This window comes from Leifsonia sp. ALI-44-B, assembly GCF_001984125.1.
Classification (GTDB): domain Bacteria; phylum Actinomycetota; class Actinomycetes; order Actinomycetales; family Microbacteriaceae; genus Okibacterium.
Map to the genome: position 1 here is coordinate 1466758 of NZ_MTQL01000007.1, position 20083 is coordinate 1486840.

At 69.4% G+C, this 20083-nt stretch carries 18 protein-coding genes; 10 read left to right on the forward strand and 8 right to left on the reverse strand.

The annotated features are described in order from the left end of the window. Positions 1-43 precede the first annotated feature (43 nt). Both ALI44B_RS13870 and ALI44B_RS13875 read left to right on the forward strand, forming a co-directional pair. Entirely contained in the window at positions 44-991 is a 948-nt protein-coding gene (locus ALI44B_RS13870; protein WP_077055165.1) for an alpha/beta fold hydrolase, read from the forward strand. Beyond that, complete coding sequence (locus ALI44B_RS13875; protein ID WP_238592216.1) at positions 886-2049, forward strand: Lrp/AsnC family transcriptional regulator; 1164 nt, start codon at positions 886-888, stop codon at positions 2047-2049. Before ALI44B_RS13870 ends, ALI44B_RS13875 begins: the two co-directional genes overlap by 106 nt. A gap of 112 nt (positions 2050-2161) precedes the next feature. Here the strand turns inward: ALI44B_RS13875 and ALI44B_RS13880 are convergent, their stop codons facing one another. After that, positions 2162-3106, reverse strand: a complete 945-nt coding sequence (locus ALI44B_RS13880; RefSeq protein WP_077055166.1) for an NAD-dependent epimerase/dehydratase family protein — start codon at positions 3104-3106, stop codon at positions 2162-2164. 136 nt (positions 3107-3242) lie between these two features. Between ALI44B_RS13880 and ALI44B_RS13885 the strand changes: the two genes are divergently transcribed. Continuing rightward, complete coding sequence (locus ALI44B_RS13885; protein ID WP_077055167.1) at positions 3243-3968, forward strand: TetR/AcrR family transcriptional regulator; 726 nt, start codon at positions 3243-3245, stop codon at positions 3966-3968. A 2-nt stretch (positions 3969-3970) separates the two neighbouring features. On the opposite strand, the gene ALI44B_RS13890 is transcribed toward ALI44B_RS13885, so the two are convergent. Continuing rightward, entirely contained in the window at positions 3971-4852 is an 882-nt protein-coding gene (locus ALI44B_RS13890) for a MurR/RpiR family transcriptional regulator (RefSeq protein ID WP_077055168.1), read from the reverse strand. A gap of 116 nt (positions 4853-4968) precedes the next feature. Between ALI44B_RS13890 and ALI44B_RS13895 the strand changes: the two genes are divergently transcribed. The 4 genes from ALI44B_RS13895 (at position 4969) to nagB (ending at position 9301) form a co-directional block, all read left to right on the forward strand. Next, positions 4969-6315 (forward strand): MFS transporter, encoded by a 1347-nt coding sequence (locus ALI44B_RS13895; RefSeq protein WP_077055169.1) that lies wholly within the window; start codon positions 4969-4971, stop codon positions 6313-6315. Further along, complete coding sequence (locus tag ALI44B_RS13900; protein ID WP_077055170.1) at positions 6312-7478, forward strand: anhydro-N-acetylmuramic acid kinase; 1167 nt, start codon at positions 6312-6314, stop codon at positions 7476-7478. The genes ALI44B_RS13895 and ALI44B_RS13900 overlap by 4 nt, the downstream gene beginning before the upstream one ends. A 38-nt stretch (positions 7479-7516) precedes the next feature. Next, positions 7517-8455, forward strand: coding sequence for an N-acetylmuramic acid 6-phosphate etherase (gene murQ, locus ALI44B_RS13905; protein ID WP_077055171.1), 939 nt, complete (start codon positions 7517-7519; stop codon positions 8453-8455). A 75-nt stretch (positions 8456-8530) separates the two neighbouring features. Further along, positions 8531-9301 (forward strand): glucosamine-6-phosphate deaminase, encoded by a 771-nt coding sequence (nagB, locus tag ALI44B_RS13910; protein ID WP_077055172.1) that lies wholly within the window; start codon positions 8531-8533, stop codon positions 9299-9301. Here the strand turns inward: nagB and ALI44B_RS13915 are convergent. The 4 genes from ALI44B_RS13915 to ALI44B_RS13930 are packed head-to-tail and all read right to left on the reverse strand — an operon-like array spanning position 9298 to position 14466. Continuing rightward, positions 9298-10953, reverse strand: coding sequence for a dipeptide ABC transporter ATP-binding protein (locus ALI44B_RS13915; RefSeq protein WP_077055173.1), 1656 nt, complete (start codon positions 10951-10953; stop codon positions 9298-9300). The genes nagB and ALI44B_RS13915 overlap by 4 nt on opposite strands. Then, on the reverse strand, positions 10950-11861 hold the full coding sequence (locus ALI44B_RS13920) for an ABC transporter permease (protein WP_077055174.1): 912 nt from the start codon (positions 11859-11861) through the stop codon (positions 10950-10952). The genes ALI44B_RS13915 and ALI44B_RS13920 overlap by 4 nt, the downstream gene beginning before the upstream one ends. Then, the gene (locus ALI44B_RS13925; RefSeq protein WP_077055175.1) at positions 11858-12826 is read right to left on the reverse strand and encodes an ABC transporter permease; all 969 of its coding nucleotides are present in this window, start codon (positions 12824-12826) and stop codon (positions 11858-11860) included. Before ALI44B_RS13925 ends, ALI44B_RS13920 begins: the two co-directional genes overlap by 4 nt. Beyond that, a complete protein-coding gene (locus ALI44B_RS13930; RefSeq protein WP_077055176.1) occupies positions 12826-14466 on the reverse strand; it encodes an ABC transporter substrate-binding protein in 1641 nt (546 codons plus the stop codon). The genes ALI44B_RS13925 and ALI44B_RS13930 overlap by 1 nt, the downstream gene beginning before the upstream one ends. Before the next feature lie 266 nt (positions 14467-14732). Here ALI44B_RS13930 and ALI44B_RS13935 point away from each other — a divergent pair, with 266 nt between their 5' ends. Further along, a complete protein-coding gene (locus tag ALI44B_RS13935; protein WP_077055177.1) occupies positions 14733-15677 on the forward strand; it encodes a helix-turn-helix transcriptional regulator in 945 nt (314 codons plus the stop codon). Between the two features lie 9 nt (positions 15678-15686). On the opposite strand, the gene ALI44B_RS13940 is transcribed toward ALI44B_RS13935, so the two are convergent. Beyond that, complete coding sequence (locus ALI44B_RS13940) at positions 15687-16292, reverse strand: TetR/AcrR family transcriptional regulator (protein ID WP_077055178.1); 606 nt, start codon at positions 16290-16292, stop codon at positions 15687-15689. A 129-nt stretch (positions 16293-16421) separates the two neighbouring features. On the opposite strand from ALI44B_RS13940, the gene ALI44B_RS13945 reads away from it, so the two are divergent. After that, on the forward strand, positions 16422-17423 hold the full coding sequence (locus tag ALI44B_RS13945; protein ID WP_077055629.1) for an NAD(P)/FAD-dependent oxidoreductase: 1002 nt from the start codon (positions 16422-16424) through the stop codon (positions 17421-17423). 22 nt (positions 17424-17445) lie between these two features. Here ALI44B_RS13945 and ALI44B_RS13950 read toward each other — a convergent pair whose 3' ends face one another. Then, entirely contained in the window at positions 17446-18399 is a 954-nt protein-coding gene (locus tag ALI44B_RS13950) for a CPBP family intramembrane glutamic endopeptidase (RefSeq protein WP_077055179.1), read from the reverse strand. A 157-nt stretch (positions 18400-18556) separates the two neighbouring features. Between ALI44B_RS13950 and ALI44B_RS13955 the strand changes: the two genes are divergently transcribed. Beyond that, positions 18557-20023, forward strand: coding sequence for a tyrosine-protein kinase domain-containing protein (locus ALI44B_RS13955; RefSeq protein ID WP_077055180.1), 1467 nt, complete (start codon positions 18557-18559; stop codon positions 20021-20023). The last annotated feature ends 60 nt before the right edge of the window (positions 20024-20083 follow it).

Below are 20083 nucleotides of genomic sequence, written 5' to 3' on the forward strand. Positions count from 1 at the left end.
CCGAACGCATCGAACGCACCGAACGTCGACAGAAAGGTCAGCGATGACATCCGAAACCGTTTCACCCGAATTCGCCCGCGCAACAAGCGAGGCTCAGATGGTCGAGATCAACGGCAACCGCCTGGCCGTCGAGGTTCTCGGCCCCGAGGGTGCGCCCGTCATCCTCACGCACCACGGCGCGCCGGGCCTCGGCTCGCGGGCCGAACCGCGCGCGAGCTTCGGGCGCCTGGCCGACGAATACCGCGTCATCGTGTTCGACGCGCGCGGCTCGGGCCAGAGTGAGGGCAACGGCGAGTTCTCGCACGAGCAGTGGGCCGCCGACCTCGACGCGCTGCGCGAGTGGGCGGGCGTCGAGCAGGTCGTCATGGCGGGCGGATCCTACGGCGGCTTCATGTCGATGGAGTATGCCATCCGCTATCCGCACCGCGTCGCCGCCATGGTGTTGCGCGACACGGCCGCCGACAACAGCCACTCCGAGCTGTCTCGCGCCAACGCGCTGGCCAGCGACCGGGTCACGGTCGACATGGAGAAGTTCGATCGCATCGACGAGGGTCGCGTGCGCGACAACGACGATCTGCGCGACTGCTGGCGCGAGATTCTGCCCCTCTACGACTTCGAATACGACCCCGCAGCCGTCGAGCGCAAGGTCGAGGCCACGCCGTATCGATACGAAGCTCACAATTACGCGTTCTCGCACAACCTTCCGCACTACGATCTGAAAGAGGCGCTGCCGGGGGTGACGGCGCCGACGCTCATCACGGTAGGTCGCACCGACTGGATCACGCCGGTATCGTGCAGTGAGACGATCGATCGGCTGATTCCCGACAGCACGTTGAGAATCTTCGAGAAGTCGGGGCATTCACCCCAGATCGAGGAGGCGGAAGCATGGACCGACGAGGTGCGCACGTTCCTGCACCGGGTCGACCCGCCGACGACGACGCCCGCGAGCGACCCGAGCGACACGCCGAGCCCGACCCCGACGGCGCCGTAGGGCAGCCGAGCGTGTCGGTGAAGATGCTCGACGAGCTGACCGAGCTCGACCGCCGCATCATCGTGGCGTTGCAGCACGACGGCCGGGCCAGCTGGCGCGCCATCGCCGAGATGGTGGGCGGCACGGTCGCCACGGTCACGCGGCGCGGGCAGCAGTTGCTGAGCTCGGGTGTCGCGCGCATCGCGGTGCTGCCGGCGCTCGGTTCAGAGGGTCCCGTCGACGCGTTCCTCGTGCGCATCAACTGCGCGCCGGGCACGCAGTTGCAGGTGGCCGAAGAGCTGGTCGGGCATCCGGATGTGCGCTTCATCACGCTTGTGACGGGCGGCTACGACCTGATCGCCGAGCTCGTGGTGCACGGCGGCTCGACGCACTACCCCCAGATCATTCAGCAATTGCAGTCGATCCGCGGCGTGGAGCGGTGGCGCAGCGACCTCATCATGCACGTCTACAAGGTGAGCTACGACTGGAGCCGGCAGCTGTTCGCCAGCACCATGAAGCTGCCCGAGTCGGCGGCCGAATCGTTGGCGCAGGTCGACGCCGGGGTGTGCGACCCGACGCACTTCGACGACCAGGACCGAGCCATCCTCACCGCCTTGCGCGACGACGGCCGCCTCACCTTCAAATCGGTGGCGGATGGCCTGGGCATGAACGAGTCGAGCGTGCGTCGCCGTTTCGAACGCATGCGGCAGCTCGGATGTATGGACACCCTCACGCTCGTGCCCGCCTCGGCGCTGGGTATGGGCGCCGAGACGCTGCTCACCGTGAACGTGGCGCCCGGCCAGCTCGAGGCCGTGGCGCAGGCCCTGCGCGCTTATCCCGCCGTGCGCTATCTCGCGGCGACGCTCGACCAGAACTCGCTGTTCTGCGAGGTCATCACGCCGTCGACCGAAGATCTCTACAGCTTCATCACGTCGTCGCTGTCGACGCTCGAGGGGGTGCTCGGGTGGAATGCGGCCATGGAGCTGCTGTTCCTGAAGCGCGGTTTCGTCGAGACGCCGTGGTGGCGGGCGCAGGTCGGCCTGCCCGCGCGTCGCGGCGCCTCGACGACGTCGGCGTAGCGGCTCGGTCGCTGACTGAGCGGTCGAGTGGCACGACCGGCCCACGGCGCAGCCGTGTCCTGACCGGGCGATCATGCTGCGTGCCGGCTCTCTTGCTGGTGTACTTGTCGCCTTAGGCGGCAGCCGCGGTTTCGCGCGCTCGCTGTTGAGCGAAGGCGACGGACGCTTCGAGCGCCTCCTTCTCGGGCGTCGCGGCAACGCCCAGCGTGCGTTCGGTGACGGTCGAGTCGACGAGGAACGGCTCGTTGAACTGATAGGCCATCTTGCGAAGCTCCCTCATGAACGGGTTGGTGGCGGCGGCCAGGGCCAGCCCGATGGGTGGGATATCGCGCGTGCGACCCGTCGATCCGGCGATGGCGTTGATGCGCGCGGCGAGTTCGGTGCGCGGCAGCTCGGAGGAGTTGGGGGCGAGCCAGGGACGGCCCCACGCGACATCCGATCGCGCCGCCGTCACGAGGGTTTCGGCGAAGTCGGGCAGATAGGTCCAGCTGTGCGGTTGACGCGTGCGCCCGACCTGCCAGGCGGTCTTGCCGGCCAACAGCGGGTCGAAGAAACGCGCCCCGATGTGGGCCGAGGCCGTCGGGGCGGCACCGAAGTAGTCGCTGCCGCGCACCTCGGTGGCCCGCACGTCGCCGCGGTCGTTGGCCTCTTTCAGGCGGTGCCACATCTCGGCGCGCACGCGGCCCTTCATCTCGGTCGAGGCGAGCGGCGCATCTTCGGTCATGCGGGCGGTCATGGGGCCGTAGCCGTAGAGGTTGCCCGTCATGACAATGTCGGCGCCCGTCGTGCGCGTGGCCTCGAGGATGGCGTCGGTGATGGCCGGCCAGATCGTCGCCCACTCGGGGTAGGGCGGGTTGGTGCACACGTAGAGGGTCTGCGCGCCGTCGAGGTGGGGGATGAGCGAGGCGGCGTCGAGCGCGTCGGCCTTGACGGCCGTGATGCCCGGATGCGTCGTGCCCGAGCGTGTGGCGAGCGTGACGTCTTCGCCATCGCGCAGGAGCGCGTCGGCCACGTGCGTGCCGATGGGGCCGGCGCCGAGGATGAGTGAGCGGGTCATGGGATGTCCTTCGTGAGAGTGGTGAGGGAACGAGGGAGAGCAGTGCTCTCGGAGTGAGAGTATGCCTACGCCGGACGCGCTGTCAAGAGCGGTGCTCTCGTTTGCGAGCAGGGCTCCGTTGCGTGACACTGGGGGGATGTCTGACATCGATCGCGTCGAAGCTGCTCACGCCGCCGAACCGCCGCGCCCGCGCGCCCGGGAGCGCGCCCGCGAGCGCGTCCGCAGCGAAGCTCTCGACATCGCCGCGCGCCAGCTCGCCGACGTCGGCGCCGCCGCCCTGTCCGTGCGCGCCGTGGCCCGCGAGCTCGGCATGGTCTCGTCGGCCATCTACCGCTACTTCCCGAGCCGCGACGCCCTCCTCACGGCCCTCATCGTCGACGCCTACACCGAGCTCGGCGAGACCGCTACGCGCGCCGAAGCCGCCGCTCCGCGCGACGACTACCGCGCACGGTTCGCCGCGCTCGCCCACGCGGTGCGCGGCTGGGCGCTCGAGAACCGCCACCGCTACGCGCTCATCTACGGCTCGCCCGTGCCGGGTTACGCGGCACCGCAAGACACGGTGGCTCCGGCATCCATGGTCTCGTTGCTCATCGCGAGCGTGTTTCAAGATGCGGTGGCCGCCGGGCATCGGCCGGTCGTAACCCCCGCCATGACCGCGTCGGCCGATCTGGTCGAACCCCTCAAGCGCTACTTCGAGATCGACGCCGCGGGCGAACTCGTCATGGTCGTCATCTTCGCGTTCACGAATCTCTTCGGCACGGTGTCGTTCGAGCTGTTCGGGCACCTCAATAACACGACGGGTGACGCCGACCGCTGGTTCGAGATCGTCATCGACGAGCTGGCCGGCCGCCTCGGGCTCTAGCCTCAGCTGCGCGCGACCGCCCGATACGTGCGCTGCAAGGCCGACGTCGACGCCTCATAGTTGGCCTGCGCCACCCCGGTGAACAGACAGTCCACCACGAGCAACTGCGCGATGCGGCTGCCGAGCGCCCCCGATCGCAGCGGGCTCTCGCGCGCGGCCGTGCGCAAAACGGTGTCGGCCAGCGTCGCGAGCGGCGAGTTCTCGTCGTTCGTGATGGCGATGGTCGCCGCGCCGGATTCCTTGGCGAGCCGCAAGAACTCGTAGGTGTCGGTCGTTGCCCCAGAATGCGAGATCGCCACGGCCACGGCATCGGCGTCGAGCACGGCAGCCGCCGTCCAGGCGGTGTGCGCCTCCGACCATTCAAGCGCCACGCGCCCGATGCGCGACAGCTTGCGCTGCAGGTCCATGGCCACGATCGCGCTGGCGCCCACGCCGTAGATATCCACGCGGCGCGCACCCGTGATCGCCGCGACGGCGCGCTCCAGGTTGTCGATGTCGAGAATCTCGGCCGTATCGGCGATCGAACGGGCCTCGGTGGCGGCGATCTTGGCCACCACGTCGGCGAGCGAATCGTCGGGCGAGATATCGGATGCCGGAACCGACGATTCGGAGGTCGCCATCCGTTCGCGCAGGTTCTGCTCGGTCAGGTCCTGCCGCAGGTCGCGGTATTTCTCATAGCCCATGCGCCGCGTGAATCGCACGACCGTGGTCGTCGATGTCTCGGACTGTTCGGCGATCTCGCCGATCGAACGCCCGGCGAACGCCTCGGGGTCGGCCAGCAGAGCCTCGGCGATTCGGCGCTCGGCCGGCCGCAGCGTGGGCAGCAGCGCGCGGACCTCGATCAGCACCGTGCGCGATCCGGGCCGCCCCTTGCGTGGGTTCATGCTGTCATTGTCCCGTGTTCCGCCGTCGGGAACAAAAGTTACACGCCAGTAACAAACGGAGGTAACTTTATGACCTAGGGTTGGTGACATCCCGCCGGAACCAAAGGAGGTACCCCGTGTCTATCGCCACCGCTCCCACCGTGAGCCCGAAAGCACGTCGCCGCGCCATCGTCGCCGGCAGTGTCGGAAACTTCATCGAATGGTACGAATTCGGCATCTACGGATTCTTCGCCACCATCATCGCCAGCCAGTTCTTCAGCGGCGGCCAGCAATCGGGGGTCGAGGCCCTCATCGCCACCTACGCCTCCTTCGCCATCAGCTTCTTCTTCCGCCCCGTCGGCGCCGCGCTCTTCGGGCGCATCGGCGACCGCATCGGCCGCAAACCCACGCTCATCATCGTGCTCATCATGATGTCGGTGGCCACGGCCCTCATCGGCGTGCTGCCCACCTACGCCTCGATCGGCATCGCCGCGCCCATCCTGCTGACGCTCGTGCGCATCCTGCAGGGCCTCTCGGCCGGTGGCGAATTCGGTGGCGCCGTGTCGGTCATGACCGAGTTCGCGCCCGCCGGCAAACGCGGCATCTATGGCGCCTGGCAGTCGTTCACGGTCGCCCTCGGCCTCCTCGCGGGTGCCGGAACGAGCGCCCTGCTCGCGACCCTACTGAGCGAAGCCGATCTCGCGGCCTGGGGATGGCGCATCGCCTTCCTCGTGGCACTTCCCCTCGGTGCCGTGGCGCTGCTCTTGCGCCTGAACCTCGAGGAGACCCCCGCGTTCCAGAAGGTGGAGCAGGCGAAGGCAGCCGGTGCGCCCGCCGGGGCCGATGCGGCTGCGCTCGTCGACGCCCCCGTCATCCGCGCCGGCGCCGCCGAGACCGCCAAAGCCATCTTCGTGGGCATCGCGCGCCTCATGGGCTGGTCGGCCGCGGGTTACACGTTCCTTGTCGTCATCCCCTCCTACCTGCAGAGCACGCTCAACGCCTCGTTCCAGCAGGCGCTGCTCGCGACGGTGTTCGCCAACCTCGGTTTCGCCGCCGCGATCCTTCCGGCCGGATGGCTGTCCGACCGCATCGGGCGCCGCTGGGTCATGCTCACGGGCTCTCTCGCCATCCTGGTGCTGGCCCTGCCCCTGCTCAACCTGCTGCAGGACCCGAACTCCACTGTCGAGGTTCGCTCGTTCGCCGTCATCGTCGCGGGCTTCGCCGTCGGCCTCATCGCGGGCCCTGGGCCGGCCATGCTCGCCGAGATGTTCCCCACCACGGTGCGTTACACGGGTCTCGGCCTCGCCTACTCCATTTCGAACGCCGTCTTCTCGGGCAGCGCGGGCCTCATCATCACATCGCTCATCGCGGCCACGGGCAACATCGACGTGCCGGCCTACTACGTCATGGCCACGTGCTTCGTGAGCGCCATCGCGATCGCCACGCTGAAGGGCGACGCCCACCGCAAGGAGCTGCGCAAATGACTTCTGCATCCACGCGTGTGATCGGGCTCATGTCGGGCACGTCGCACGACGCCATCGATGCCGCGGCAGCCGACATCCGCGTCGAGGGGGACACGCTCGTGGTCACGCCGCTCGGGCTGATCAGCGTGCCCTACGCCCCCGAGCTGCGGTCGGCCATCTCGGCCGCGCTGCCGCCCGCGCGCACGTCGGTCGACGAGGTCTGCCGGCTCGACACGCGCATCGGCCAGGCCTTCGCGGATGTCGCCGCCCGGGCCCTCGAGGAACTCTGCGACGGCCGCGCCGACCTCATCGTCTCGCACGGCCAGACGCTCTACCACTGGGTCGAGGACGGCCGCGTCGAGGGCACGCTGCAGCTCGGCCAACCCGCCTGGATCGCCGAGAAGACGGGCCTCACCGTGGTCGCCGACCTGCGTTCGCGCGATGTCGCGGCCGGCGGGCAGGGTGCGCCGCTCGTGAGCATCATCGACGCGCTGTGGCTGGCCGGCGGTTCGGCCGCCGCCGTCAACTTGGGCGGCATCGCCAACGCGACGCTCGTGTCGCCGACGGCCGACCCCATCGCCTTCGACACGGGCCCCGCCAACGCCCTCATCGACGCCGTGGTCACGGAACATACCCTGGGCGCCGAGCGTTTCGACGCCGACGGGGCGCTCGCCGCCGCCGGCACGGTCGACGAGGCGTTGCTCGAACGCCTGCTCGACGAGGACTACTACGCGCTTCCGGCCCCCAAGTCCACGGGGAAAGAGCTTTTTCACCTGGGCTATCTCGGGCCTTTCCTTGCCGGCTACGAGACTCCCGGCATCCAGGATCTGGTCGCCACGCTGACCGCTTTGACGGCTCGCACCGTGGCCGATGCGGTGCGCGGTGCCGATCGCGTGATCGTGGCGGGTGGCGGAACCCTCAACCCCGTGCTGATGGGGATGCTGCGCGCCGAGTTGCCGCACGCCGACGTGGTCACGAGCGACACGCTGGGCCTGCCGTCGGCCGCCAAGGAGGCGCTCGCGTTCGCCGTGCTCGGCTTCCTGACCGTCAACGGACAAGCCGGAACGCTGCCGTCGTGCACGGGGGCGCGCCACGCGAGCGTGCTGGGCGCCATCGTGCCGGGGGAGTCGCTGCCCGAGCGCGTGCTCACCGGGCCGCCCCGCGCCCTGCGCTTCGAGCGCTGAACGCACTTACATCGCCGAACGTGAACCAAGGAACACAGATGTCCTCAGAAGAACTCGACTCCCTCGCCTCGCTCTACACCGAGGGTCCGAACCCCAAGACCACCGACCTCGACACCTTCGACACCCTGCGCGTGCTCGAGGTCATGAACGACGAAGACCAGCTCGTCGCGCCCGCCGTGCGCCGCGTGCTGCCGCAGATCGCGCAGGCCGTCGAGCTCATCGCCGAGGCGCGCCGTGCAGGCGGCCGGCTCATCTACATCGGCGCCGGCACGAGCGGCCGCCTCGGCCTGCTCGACGCCGTCGAATGTCCGCCCACGTTCGGCACCGACCCGTCCGAGGTGCTCGGGCTCATCGCGGGCGGCGAGAACGCCTTCGTGCGCGCCGTCGAGGGGGCCGAAGACGATCCGGCGCTCGCCGTCACCGAGCTCGAGGCGGCGCACGTCGGACCATCCGATGTCGTCGTCGGCCTGGCCGCGAGCGGTCGCACGCCCTATGTGATCGGCGGCCTGCGCTATGCGCGCGAACAGGGGGCCGCGACGGTCGCCATCTCGTGCAACCCCGGCGCGCGCATCAGCGCCGAAGCGGATGTCGCGATCGAGGTGCTCACGGGCCCCGAAGTGCTCACGGGCTCCACGCGCCTGAAGGCCGGCACGGCGCAGAAACTCGTGTGCAACATGCTCACGACCGCCAGCATGGTGCGCACGGGCAAGGCCTACGGCAACCTCATGGTCGACCTGCTGCCCACCAACGCCAAACTCGTCGACCGGGCGCAGCGCATCGTGGCCGAGGCTGCGCACGTCGACCGCGACCGCGCCGATGCGGCGCTCGACGCCGCGGGCGACCACGCAAAGACGGCCGTCGTCATGCTGCTGGCCGACCGCGACGCCGAGCAGGCCGCGGCGCTCCTCGCGCTCGCCGACGGCAATGTGCGGCGGGCCGTGGCTCTCGCGACCTCGCCCTCCGAGCGCACGATCTAGCCCGGCGCCCGTCGCCAGAAACGCCTGGCCGAACCACATTCATGCGCCCGCACCGGGCCAGTTCAGGAGAATCCCGTGGAAGTCATCATCGTTCCGACCGCCCAGGATGTCGGCGAGCTCGCAGCCGCCCGCATCGCCGACCTCGTCGCGCGCACATCCGACGCCGTCCTCGGCCTCGCCACCGGGTCCAGCCCGCAGGGTGTCTACGCCGAGCTGCGACGCCGTGTGCAGGCGGGCAGCCTCTCGTTCGCCGGCGTGCGCGGTTTCGCGCTCGACGAATACGTGGGCCTGCCGCTCGAACATCCCGAGTCCTATGCGAGCGTCATCGCGCGGGATGTCGTCGAGCCGCTCGGTTTCGACCCGTCGAACGTTCGCGTGCCCGACGGCCGCGCCGACGACCTCGACCGCGCCGCCCGGGACTACGACGAGGCCATCGCGGCGGCCGGCGGCATCGACCTGCAGATCCTCGGCATCGGCGCCAACGGCCACATCGGCTTCAACGAGCCCACCTCATCGTTCGCGTCCCGCACGCGCATCAAGACCCTCGCGCCACAAACGCGCCTCGACAACGCGCGCTTCTTCGACAGCCCCGACCAGGTGCCCACGCACTGCCTGACGCAGGGGCTCGGAACCATCCTCGAAGCGCGCGAGGTCGTGCTTGTGGCGCAGGGCGCGGGCAAGGCGGCGGCCATCGCGGCGGCGGTCGAGGGTCCGCTGACCGCACTCGTGCCGGGTTCGGCGCTGCAGCTGCACAGGCGTGCCACGGTCATCGTCGACGAGGATGCGGCATCCAACCTCACGCTCGCCGACTACTACCGCTACACCTACGCGCGCAAACCCGCCTAACGGGCGGACACCCCAGCGGGCTCGATGCGCGGGATGGCGGCGAGCAACTGCTGCGTGTAAGCATGCTGTGGCCGTGCGAACACGTCGTCGATGTCGCCCTGCTCGACCACGCGGCCGTCCTTCAGCACGAGCACGCGGTCGCTGACATGCGAGATGACGCCGAGATCGTGCGAGATGAAGAGGTAGGCCACACCGGTCGCGGCCTGCACCTCGGCAAGCAGGTCGAGCACCTGGGCCTGCACCGACACGTCGAGCGCCGACACCGGTTCGTCGAGCAGGATGAGGCGCGGCTCGGTGGCCAGGGCGCGCGCGATGGCCACGCGCTGCCGCTGCCCGCCCGAGAGTGTCAGCGGACGCCGGTCGAGGTGTTCTTCGCCGAGACCGACCTGTTCGAGCAACTCGATACTGCGCGCCCGCACGCTGGCCGACCGGGTGGCCCGCCCGCTCACCGTCAGCGCCTCCGCCAGCACGCGCCCCACGGTGTAGCGCGGGTCGAACGACGACAGCGGGTCTTGATAAATGATCTGCACGTCACGGCGCAGGGCGCGGCGGTCCGCTCGGGATGCCGTCGCCCAATCGTGTTCGACGCGCTCGCCGCCGATACCGCCCGCGACGATCCTCACGCTCCCGCGGGTCGGCGCCTCGAGCCCCACGACGATGCGCCCCGTCGTCGTCTTCCCCGAGCCGGACTCGCCGACGATGCCGAGCGTCTCACCCGCGCGCACCTCGAACGACACGTCGTCGACGACCGTGCGGCTCACGCCATCCGGCCCGACGAAGTCTTTCGAAACGCCCTCGGCTCGGGCGACGACCTCACCGATCGGCCGCCGTTCGCCGACGAGCGTCGCAGCGCCCGCCCCCGGCACCAACCGCGTCCCGCGCGCATGCTCCGCCGGGATCGCCGCCAACAACGCCCGCGTATATTCATGCGCCGGCGCGGCAAACACCTCCCGCGTGTCACCCGCCTCCACGACCCGCCCCTGCCGCACGACGAGCAACCGCTCGGCCACGCGCGACACGACGGCCAGGTCGTGGCTGATCACGAGCAGCGCCCGCCCGTCGTTCTTCAGGTCGTCGAGCAGGTCGAGAATCTGCGCCTGCACGGTCACATCGAGCGCGGTCGTCGGCTCGTCGGCGATCAACAGCTCGGGGTCGCCCGCGATGGCCGACGCGATGAGCGCCCGCTGCCGCAATCCGCCCGACAGCTGCGACGGCAATTGCCGCGCCCGCAGCTCGGGATGCGGAACCCCGACCCGCCCGAGCAACTCGATCACGCGGCGGTCGCGCTCGGCCCGCCCGAGCGCCGTGCTCACGCGCAGCGCCTCGTCGATCTCGTGACCGACGGGCCGGATCGGGTCGAGGCTCACGAGCGCATCCTGCATGACGAAGCCGATGCGCGACCCCCGGATGCCGCGCCACTGCCTCTCGCGCAACCGCGTCAGGTCGATGCCGTCGAACGTCGCACGGCGGGCCGCCACCCGCGCGCCGTCGCCCGTCAGGCCGATGAGCGTGCGCGCCGTGACCGATTTGCCCGACCCCGATTCGCCGACGATCGCGACACCCTCGCCCCGGTCGATCGTGAACGAAACATCCGAAACCGCCTCGTGTCCGCCGAAGCTGACCGTGAGGTTTTCAACTGAAACGAGGCTCATGCGCCTCTCCCTTCGCTGCGCTGCTGCAGATACCGACCGATCAGGGTCGTGCTGATCACGAGGCCCGTGATGGCCAGCCCGGGAAAGGCGCCGTACCACCAGGCCAGGTCGAGAAAGTTGCGCGCCGACGACAACATCGAGCCCCACTCGGGTTCGGGCGGCGCCGTTCCGAGCCCTAAGAAGCTGAGCGCGCTTCCCGCGACGGTGGCCGTGCCGATGCCGATGGTCGCCAGAATGACGACGGGTTTCACGGCATTCGGCAGCACATGCCGCCACACCACCTGGCTCTCGCGCACCCCCAGGGCTCGCGCCGCCTCGATATAGGGCGCCTGCCGAATGGCAAAGGTCTGCGCCCGCACCAATCGCGCATAACTCGGGATGGACGCGAGCCCGATCGCGAGCAGCGCATTCGTCGTGCCGCCGCCCACGATCGAGATGACGACCAGGGCGAGCAGTAGTTCGGGGAACGCGAGCCCGACATCCATGGTGCGCATGATCAGGCCATCGAGGAAGCGGTTGCCGAGCCCCGCGGCCAGCCCGAACACCAGGCCACCCGCCACCGCGATGGCGATGGCCCCGAAGCCCAGCAGCAGTGAGGCCCGCGCCCCGTAGATCAGCCGGCTCAGGATGTCGCGGCCGTTCTCGTCGGTGCCGAGCGGGTGTGCCCCACCGGGCGCCGCGAGCGCGTTGGCCGTGTCGACCGCATACGGGTCGAACGGCGCCAACAGCGAGGGCCACGCGGCGGCCACGGCGAGGGCCGCGAGGAACAGGGCCGCCGCGACGAGCGGAACCCGCCCCCACCATCCGGCCGCCCGCGTGGGAGCTGCCGAGGTGAAGGCGACGAGCCCGCGATCCGAGGGCGTCTCGGAGGCGCCGGCGAGCCGATCACCGGGTGCACGCAAACTCATGCGGCCACCTCCTTGGTCTCCGTGGTCGACGCCGTTCGAGCGGTCTTCAAACGCGGATCCAGCACGGGATACAGCAGATCGACCACGAGGTTCACCACCACATAAACGACGGCCGACAGCAGCACCACGCCGAGCACCACGGGCATGTCCTTGGCGTTCACAGCCGCGAGCAGCGTGCGCCCGAGCCCCTGCCGCGTGAAGAGCGATTCGACGATGACGGTTCCGCCGAGCAAACCGCCCACCACGAAACCGGTCATGGTGGCCAGCGGGATGAGCGAATGCCGCAACCCGTGTCGCACGCGCACGGCCGCGTCGCTCAGTCCGCGCGCCCGGGCCGTCGTGATGAACGGCTGCTCGAGCACCTCCTCGAGCGACGACCGCAGCACCTGCGACAGCACGGCCGCGATCGGCAGGGCCAGCGTCAGGGCGGGCAACACGAGCGCCCGGCCATCCGCGTTGCCCACCGACGGCAGCCAGTGCAGCGAATACGAGAACACCGACAGCAGCAGGATGCCGAGCCAGAACGACGGCGACGACGCGAGGAACAATTCGATGGATGTCGCGCCACCCCGCACGACGGCCCCGCGTTTGGCCGTGAACACCGCCACGACCACGGCGAGCACGACGGCCACGAGGGCTGCGACACCGGCCAGCTGCACGGTGCCGCCGATCTGCTCGCCGAGCACCTGGGTCACGGGCGTCTGCAGCCGGTACGACGTGCCGAGATCACCCACCGCGAGCCGCCCGAGGTAGCGCACGTATTGCACGAGCAACGGCTGGTCGAAGCCATACTCGGCCCGCACTTGCGCGATGACCTCGGGCGACGGGTTGGCCTCCGGCCCGCCCACGATCGCATAGGCGGGGTCGCCCGGCGTGATCTGCACCGCCAAGAACGTGAGGGTCGCGGCACCCCAGGCCACGCCAACGCCCGCGGCGAGTCGCGCGCCGATCTTCGCGAGTGCCATTACTCGGCGGCCAACCAGGTGTCCTGGAACCACAGGGCGCCATACGCGCTCTCGAAGGTCACGCCGCCCACGCGGTCGTTGTGGCTCACGAGGTCGGGCCGCACATAGAGCGGCACGGCCGGCGCCAGCTCGACGAGTCGCTCCTGCGCCTGCTCATACAGCGAGGCTCGTTCGGCATCGTCGGTCGTCTGGCGGGCGCTGTCGAGCAGCCCGTCGAGCTCGTCGTCGCGCGTGTAGGACCCGTTCTGCCCGCGGCGCTCGGGCGTCGTGATGTTGTCCGACGAATACCGGATCCACAGCACATCGGCCGTGTTCGTCGTCCAGATACCCGAGGTCAGGTCGTAGTCGCCCACGGCCGAGCGGTCGGTCGCCTCCTGCGTCGACACCAGCTGGATCTGCACGTCGAAGCCCACCTTCTTGGCGGCCGCCTGCGCGAGTTCGATGATCTGCGTCGTCTGCGCCACCGTGCCCGTGTGCGGCAGGAACGCGGTCAGGCGCTCGCCGTCCTTGGTGCGGTATCCGTCGGCGTCGCGGCCCGTCCAGCCGGCCTCGTCGAGCAGCTCGTTGGCGCGGTCGGGGTCGAAGTCGATGGCCGAGGCGTTCTCGGCATAGTCGGGCGTCACGGGTGTGATGTAGCCGTTCGACACCTCCCATTGCCCGAACGAGACGGTGTCGACGATGTCCTTGCGGTCGATCGAGGCCACGAACGCCTGCCGCACGGCCACGTCGTCGAAGGGTGCGCGTTCGCTGTTCAGCCACAGCGAGAACGGATGCCCGGGGCGGTCCGTCGACGTGAACGTGAAGCCCTCCTTCTTCTCGATCTGGGCTACGTTCTGCGGCGGCGTCCACTCGATGATGTCGAAGTCGTCGGCGAGCAGGCCGTTGTAGCGCACGGCATCCTCGGGCACGAACGTGAACGTGATGCCGTCGAGGTAGGGCGCGCCCTGGTTCTTGGCTTCCTCGGGTGCCCAGGCGTAGTCGTCGTTGCGCACGAGCGAGATGCTCTCGCCCTTGACCCACTTGTCGAACTTGTATGGCCCGCTGCCGATGGGATGCTCGGCGATCGTCCCCGGCGCCTCCGCGATCTGCTTGGGCGACACGATCGACAGGTAGGTCTGCGCGAGCACGTTGATGAACGACGAGTACGGCGTCGCGAGCGTCACCTTCAGCGTGTACTCGTCCACGACCTCGCTCGAGCGGTAGGGCGCGATGTAGGAGGCGGCGAGTGGCGACTTCGTGGCGGGGTCGATGATGTGCTCGAAGTTGGCCTTCAGGCCCTCGGCGTTCCAGGGCGAGCCGTCGTGGAAGGTGACGCCCTCTCGCAGGTGGAAGGTGTATTCGAGGCCGTCGGGCGAGACATCCCAGCTGTCGGCGAGGCCGCCCGCGAACGAGCCGTCCTTGTTCTGCCACACGAGCGTGTCGAAGATGGGTCGCAGCAGCGTGGTCGTGTTGGTGGTCGAGAGCTGGTGCGGGTCGAGCAGCGTGGGCTCGTCGGCGTTCTCGCCCACCCGGAGCGTGCCGCCCGCGACGGGTGTGGCGTCGTCGGCGGGGGAGCCACCGGGTTCGGCGGCGCAGGCCCCGAGCCCCGCGAGCAGGGCGGTGGCCAGGGTCAGTGCGGCGATGCGCCGTCGTGCAGTCATGGTTCCTCATTCACAGGTCGTCGGATGTGTGAGCCCCGAGGTGCGGGGTGGCCTCATGTAACCGGGCGTGGCGCCCCGCCGACAACTGTGCGCTGTCACACAGCCGCGAATGTGTCGCGGCGTTTCCCCCCATGACGGGGGCCGTTGACGCACCGATCGTTTGTCGCCAGGCTCGCGGGGACTCTGTCTGCGCCGAGGCGGATGCCCTGTGCGCTTTTTGGATACTTGCCACCGGGGGGTATTGCGCGAGAAAATACTTATGAGATATGAACGACGACTTCACCGCCTCGCGATTTCGCACGCGCGATCCCGAAGAGGCCCTGCCGGTACTGGCCCGGCACTATTCAGCGGTGTCTCTGTCAGCCGACGAGCCCGAGCGCTTCGCCATCGATCACGCGATTTCGGGGGACAGCAGGCTCGCGGTCAGCCGAGTCGCCTTCGACTCGCGCGCCGAGGGCAACGTGCAGCTCGAGGACCGCTACTTCGTGGGGCATCTGCTCGCCGGCCGCATGAGTCTCGTCACGGGCCGCGACACGGTCGATGTCACGCAGCCCATGCTCTACCCGCGCACCATCTGCACGGTCGGGTGGAGCGATCTGCGCATGGCCATCGTCACGATCGACGTCGCCGAGGTCGAACGCCTCGTGCGGCTCATGGGTGCCGACCCCAACGGCCACGCCTTCACGGGCGTCAACCCGATCTCCCCGGCCCTCGGCGCCCAGTGGGCTGCCATGGTCAAACACCTGAATCGGGATGTCTTCAGCCCCGCCAACCCCGACCCGACACCGTTGCAGCGCGCCGAGGCTCGAGAAGAACTCGCCTCCACGCTGCTGCGCGTCTTCCCGAACACGACCATGGATGCTCCCGGCATGGGCGGCCAGTCGTGGGCTCCCGCCAACCTGCGGCGGGCGCTGCGCTTCATCGAGGAGAACGCGTCGGGTGTGGTGACGGTGTCGTCGATCGCCGAGGCCTCGGGCTACAGCATCCGCGGTCTGCAGAATGCGTTCCAACGCTCGATGAATATGACCCCGCTGGCCTACCTGCGCCGCGTGCGCCTCGACGCCGTGTATTCGACGCTGCGCGCGGGGAGCCCGGCCGACGGAACCATCGCCGAGATCGCGCGGGGAGCCGGGTTCACGCACATCGGGCGTTTCACCGAGCAGTTCCGTGAGGAATTCGGCATGACCCCGCGGCAGTCGCGCGGGCTTTAGGTTCCCGGTTCAGTCGTTGTAGCGCTCGGCCCCGAGGCTCCGGTCGTCGAGCCGGCGCAGCGCGTTCTCGACGAGGTAAGCGGCGCGATTCGGCGGCATGCGCGGCGGTTCGGACGCGCGGGCCAGCGCAATTCCGTCGAGGGTGGCGAGAAGGAGTGCGCTCTCCGAACCCGCATGCAGTTCGGGGTATATCTCGGCGACGATCTTCTCGAGTCGCTCTTCGAGACGCTTCCAGGCGCCCTGGTAGTTCTTCGCGAACGCGTCGTTCGACGTCGACTTCGCTGCGAACCACAGCCACACGATGGCGGCCTCGCGACCATCGTCGGTCACGCAGGCCAGCGCCATGCACATCTGCTCGAACCGGTCACGCACGCTGGGCGTCGCGGCCTCCATGGCCTCGAAGCGGCGCCGGAAGCCCGCGATGATGTGATCCATGGCCGCCTGCAGCAGCTCGTCCTTCGAGGGGAAGTGCGTCGTGAGCTCGGCGACCGTCACGTCCAGCTCGGCCGCCAGCCCGTCGATCGATGCCGCTTCGAGCCCGTCGCGCGCGATGACGTGCACGAGGGCGTCGAGAACGTGGGCCGTCGCCGTTGACGCCCGAGGTTCGATTTCCATAACCGTAAGTATCCGCCATCCGCAGCCTTTCCCCGCGCACAATGCGTATTCGCGCTCATCTTGCGCATTCGGCAAGGTCTCTTGCCCCTCGCGCCGCGTCCGCCGAGGATGAAGGAGAAGGAGATCACCATGACATTCGTTTCACAGCCCACCTCCACTTCTGACGCCCGCCCCAACGTGGCCGACGTCCTCATCGTCGGGGGAGGAGCCGCCGGACTCTCGGCCGGTCTCGTCCTCGGCCGCGCCCGCCGCACCGTCCTCATCATCGACGGCGGCCAGCCCCGCAACGCGCCCGCCGAGGGCGTGCACGGCTACCTCACGCGCGACGGCATTCCGCCCGCCGAACTCGTCGCCCGTGGCCGCGCCGAGGTCGAACACTACGGCGGCGTCATCCGCGACGGCCAGGTCGTCGACACGCGCCGCGACCCCGACGGCCTGTTCGTCGCCACGCTCGACGACGGCTCGGAGGTGCTCGGGCGCCGGCTGCTCATCGCGACCGGTCTCGTCGACGTGCTGCCCGACATCCCGGGCCTTGCGCCGCTCTGGGGTAAGGATGTGCTGCACTGCCCGTACTGCCACGGCTGGGAGGTGCGCGACCGCCGCATCGGCGTGCTGGCGACGAGCCCGATGTCGTTCCACCAGGCCTGGATGTTCCGCCAGTGGTCCGCCGACCTCACCTTCTTCCTCGACGACGTCTTCGAGCCGAGCGACGAGCAGTGGGAGCAGCTGGCGGCCCGCGGCATCCGTGTCGTGCGCGGCCCCGTTGCCGAGGTCACGCTCAACGACGACGGCCGGATGTCGGGCGTCACGCTCGCCGACGGCACCGCCTTCTCGCTCGATGCCCTAGCCGTCGGTTCCCGCGTCGAGGCCCGCATCGCGCCGTTCGCGCCCCTCGGAGTCGTCCCCACCGACCACCCCACCGGCATGGGCACGTTCATCGCGGTCGACGAGGCCGGGGCCACGGGCATCCCGGGCGTCTGGGCCATCGGCAACGTCTCCGAGCTGCGCACCCAGGTCTCGACCGCGGTCGCCGCCGGCAACTTCACGGCCGCCCAAATCAACGCCGACCTCATCGCCGCCGACACGGCCGAGGCCGTCGCCGCCTACCGCGCCCGCGCTACAGCGGACTAGCCCTCACAGCGGGGCGAGCGGTCTAAGCGACCGTGAGCCCCGCGATGATGATGAGGCCGTTGAAGGTGGCGTGCGCGATGATGGCGCCGCCGAGACGCCCGGTGTAAGCCGCGAGGGCTCCGGTGCCGAGGCCGAGGATGAGGGTCGAGAGCCCGACCGACCACATGCCCACGCCGAACTGCGTCTGCAGCACGTGCACGACCGAGAACACGATCGACGACACGATGATGGCCGTCACGGTCGCGCGGCGGCGATCCCGCGACACCCCGACGGGCCGAGCCGCGGCGAGGGCTGCGGAATCGGCGAGCGTCGGATGCGGGTGGGTGTGCGAGGCATCCCGGTGCGCGTGGTCGAGCGCCGACGCCGCGTGGCCGAGGCCCGTGGTGGGCTGAGGGCCGGTAGCGGCCAGCACCACGGGGGCGGTGGCCGTTGCCAGATCGCCGGCCGCGTCATCCGTGAGCCCGTCTCGCGAGGAGGCGACGGCACCGTTATAGACGGAGCGCTGCAGCAGCCCGCGGAAGAACAGCTCTTCGATGAGCGGCGCCAGCACGATGGGCGCCAGCAGCGTGCCGAACACCCAGACGGCGTTGTATTCGACCTCGCCGATGGTGACGAAGCCGATGCTCATCTGGCCGTAGAAGGCGATCTCGATGAGGCTGGCGGCGACGCGCGCGAGCAGCCCCACGCCGAGGCCCCACAGGATGTCGATGAACCGGAAGCGCAGCCCGAAGTCGGCCGTGAGCGACCGGCGCCCCCGCAGGAACGAGGCCACGAGCACGGCGCCGAGCAGTGGAACCCACACGACCAGATAGCTGAGGAACGTGGCGACACCGATGGTCGTCGTCCACCCGGAGGTGAGGATGAGGGGCAGCAGCGCGGCGAAAACCAGCGCCAGACCGACCCCGATGGCCGCGTCGGTGGCACCCCAGCGCGGCACGCGGGGCGTGGCGAGCGGTCGTGACGTGGCGGCATCCATGTCACCAATGTAGGGGTTCGGCCCGCTCCTGTGGGCGGGGCTGGCGGGGTTAACCTGCTTGTAACCCCCCAAATGCGCGCATCTACCCGCCGTGTGGGATCATGAACCCGGGCATTCTCTCGTTCTGCCCGCTCGTTCAACAGGGGAGGACGCTCGAGTGGAGCTTCGCGACTACATCCGTATCCTGCGCAAGAGTTGGTTGCTCATCGTGTTGCTCACCCTCGTGGGTGTGGCGGCGGCGGCGACGTTCTCTCTGCTGCAGAAACCCATGTACACGGCATCCACGAAGGTCTTCGTGAGCACGTCGTCGGGGCAGAACGTCTCCGATCTGGCGCAGGGCAACTCGTTCACGGTGCAGCGGGTCAAGACCTACTCCGACCTGGTGACGACCCCCATCGTGCTGCAGCCCGTCATCGCGGCGCTCGAGCTCAACATGACGTCGGACGATCTGGCGTCGGCCGTTTCGGCCTCTGCCCCTCTCGACACCACTCTCATCGAGATCAGCGTCTCGAACGAAGACCCGGTGCTCGCCGCCGACCTGGCCAACGCCATCTCGCAGTCGCTCACGGCCGTCGTGCAAGACATCGAGGCGCCCGAGGCCGGCAGCGAGAACACCAGCCCCGTGAAGCTCACGCGCGTGCAGGATGCCCCGGTCCCGCAGTCCCCGGTCAGCCCCAAGGTTCCGCTCAACGTCGCCCTCGGCGCGCTCGTCGGCCTGGCCCTCGGCCTCGCCATCGCGGTGTTGCGCGAGACGCTCGACAACCGCGTGCGCAACGAGCGCGACGTGGCCCAGCTCACCGACGCCCCCATCATCGGCGGCATCGCGTTCGACCCCAAGGCCAAGACGCGCCCCCTCATCGTGCAAGCCGATCCGCGCAGCCCGCGGGCCGAGTCGTTCCGCACGCTGCGCACCAACCTCTCCTTCCTCGATATCGGCTCGGAGGACCGCAGCTTCGTGGTCACGAGCTCGGTGCAGTCCGAGGGCAAGAGCACGACGGCCGCCAACCTGGCGATCTCGCTGGCCGACTCGGGCGCCCGCGTGCTGCTCGTCGACGCCGACCTGCGCCGCCCGAAGGTGGCCGAGTACATGGGCCTCGAGGGCGCCGTCGGCATCACCGACGTGCTCATCGGCCGCGCCGAGTTGCTCGACGTGGTGCAGCCGTGGGGCCGCTCGAAGCTCTTCGTGCTGCCGGCCGGCAAGATCCCGCCGAACCCGTCCGAGCTGCTGGGCTCGTCGGCCATGGCCGACCTCATCGCGCTGTTCAACCGCGAGTTCGACGCCGTCATCTTCGACGCGCCGCCGCTCCTGCCCGTCACCGACGCGGCCATCCTGTCGAAGAGCGTCGGCGGCTCCATCCTCGTCGTCGCCGCGGGTCACACGCACAAGAACCAGCTCAAGGGTGCCGTTTCGGCGCTCGAGAACGTGGGTGCGCCGATCTCGGGTCTCGTCCTGACCATGCTGCCCACCAAGGGCCCCGACGCCTACGGTTACGGCCGCTACGGCTACGCCTACGGGTATGGCTACGGCGACGAAGAGACGGTCGACCAGTCGGCCGTCGCCGAAGACGGTTCGCGCCCCGCCAAGCCCACGCCCTCCAAGAAGACCACCACCAAGGGCGCCTAAGCCCCTCACACACGTTTGTTCGCGCGATGCCGCGCACCGCGTCGGGCGTCCGCCAGCCAG

Excerpts from the sequence above, each read along its gene's own strand:
- ALI44B_RS13870 (WP_077055165.1), top strand. The coding sequence starts at position 44 with ATGACATCCGAAACCGTTTCACCCGAATTCGCCCGCGCAACAAGCGAG.
- ALI44B_RS13875 (WP_238592216.1), top strand. The coding sequence starts at position 886 with ATGGACCGACGAGGTGCGCACGTTCCTGCACCGGGTCGACCCGCCGAC.
- ALI44B_RS13880 (WP_077055166.1), bottom strand. The coding sequence starts at position 3,106 with ATGACCCGCTCACTCATCCTCGGCGCCGGCCCCATCGGCACGCACGTG.
- ALI44B_RS13885 (WP_077055167.1), top strand. The coding sequence starts at position 3,243 with ATGTCTGACATCGATCGCGTCGAAGCTGCTCACGCCGCCGAACCGCCG.
- ALI44B_RS13890 (WP_077055168.1), bottom strand. The coding sequence starts at position 4,852 with ATGAACCCACGCAAGGGGCGGCCCGGATCGCGCACGGTGCTGATCGAG.
- ALI44B_RS13900 (WP_077055170.1), top strand. The coding sequence starts at position 6,312 with ATGACTTCTGCATCCACGCGTGTGATCGGGCTCATGTCGGGCACGTCG.
- murQ (WP_077055171.1), top strand. The coding sequence starts at position 7,517 with ATGTCCTCAGAAGAACTCGACTCCCTCGCCTCGCTCTACACCGAGGGT.
- ALI44B_RS13915 (WP_077055173.1), bottom strand. The coding sequence starts at position 10,953 with ATGAGCCTCGTTTCAGTTGAAAACCTCACGGTCAGCTTCGGCGGACAC.
- ALI44B_RS13920 (WP_077055174.1), bottom strand. The coding sequence starts at position 11,861 with ATGAGTTTGCGTGCACCCGGTGATCGGCTCGCCGGCGCCTCCGAGACG.
- ALI44B_RS13925 (WP_077055175.1), bottom strand. The coding sequence starts at position 12,826 with ATGGCACTCGCGAAGATCGGCGCGCGACTCGCCGCGGGCGTTGGCGTG.
- ALI44B_RS13930 (WP_077055176.1), bottom strand. The coding sequence starts at position 14,466 with ATGACTGCACGACGGCGCATCGCCGCACTGACCCTGGCCACCGCCCTG.
- ALI44B_RS13935 (WP_077055177.1), top strand. The coding sequence starts at position 14,733 with ATGAACGACGACTTCACCGCCTCGCGATTTCGCACGCGCGATCCCGAA.
- ALI44B_RS13940 (WP_077055178.1), bottom strand. The coding sequence starts at position 16,292 with ATGGAAATCGAACCTCGGGCGTCAACGGCGACGGCCCACGTTCTCGAC.
- ALI44B_RS13945 (WP_077055629.1), top strand. The coding sequence starts at position 16,422 with ATGACATTCGTTTCACAGCCCACCTCCACTTCTGACGCCCGCCCCAAC.
- ALI44B_RS13950 (WP_077055179.1), bottom strand. The coding sequence starts at position 18,399 with ATGGATGCCGCCACGTCACGACCGCTCGCCACGCCCCGCGTGCCGCGC.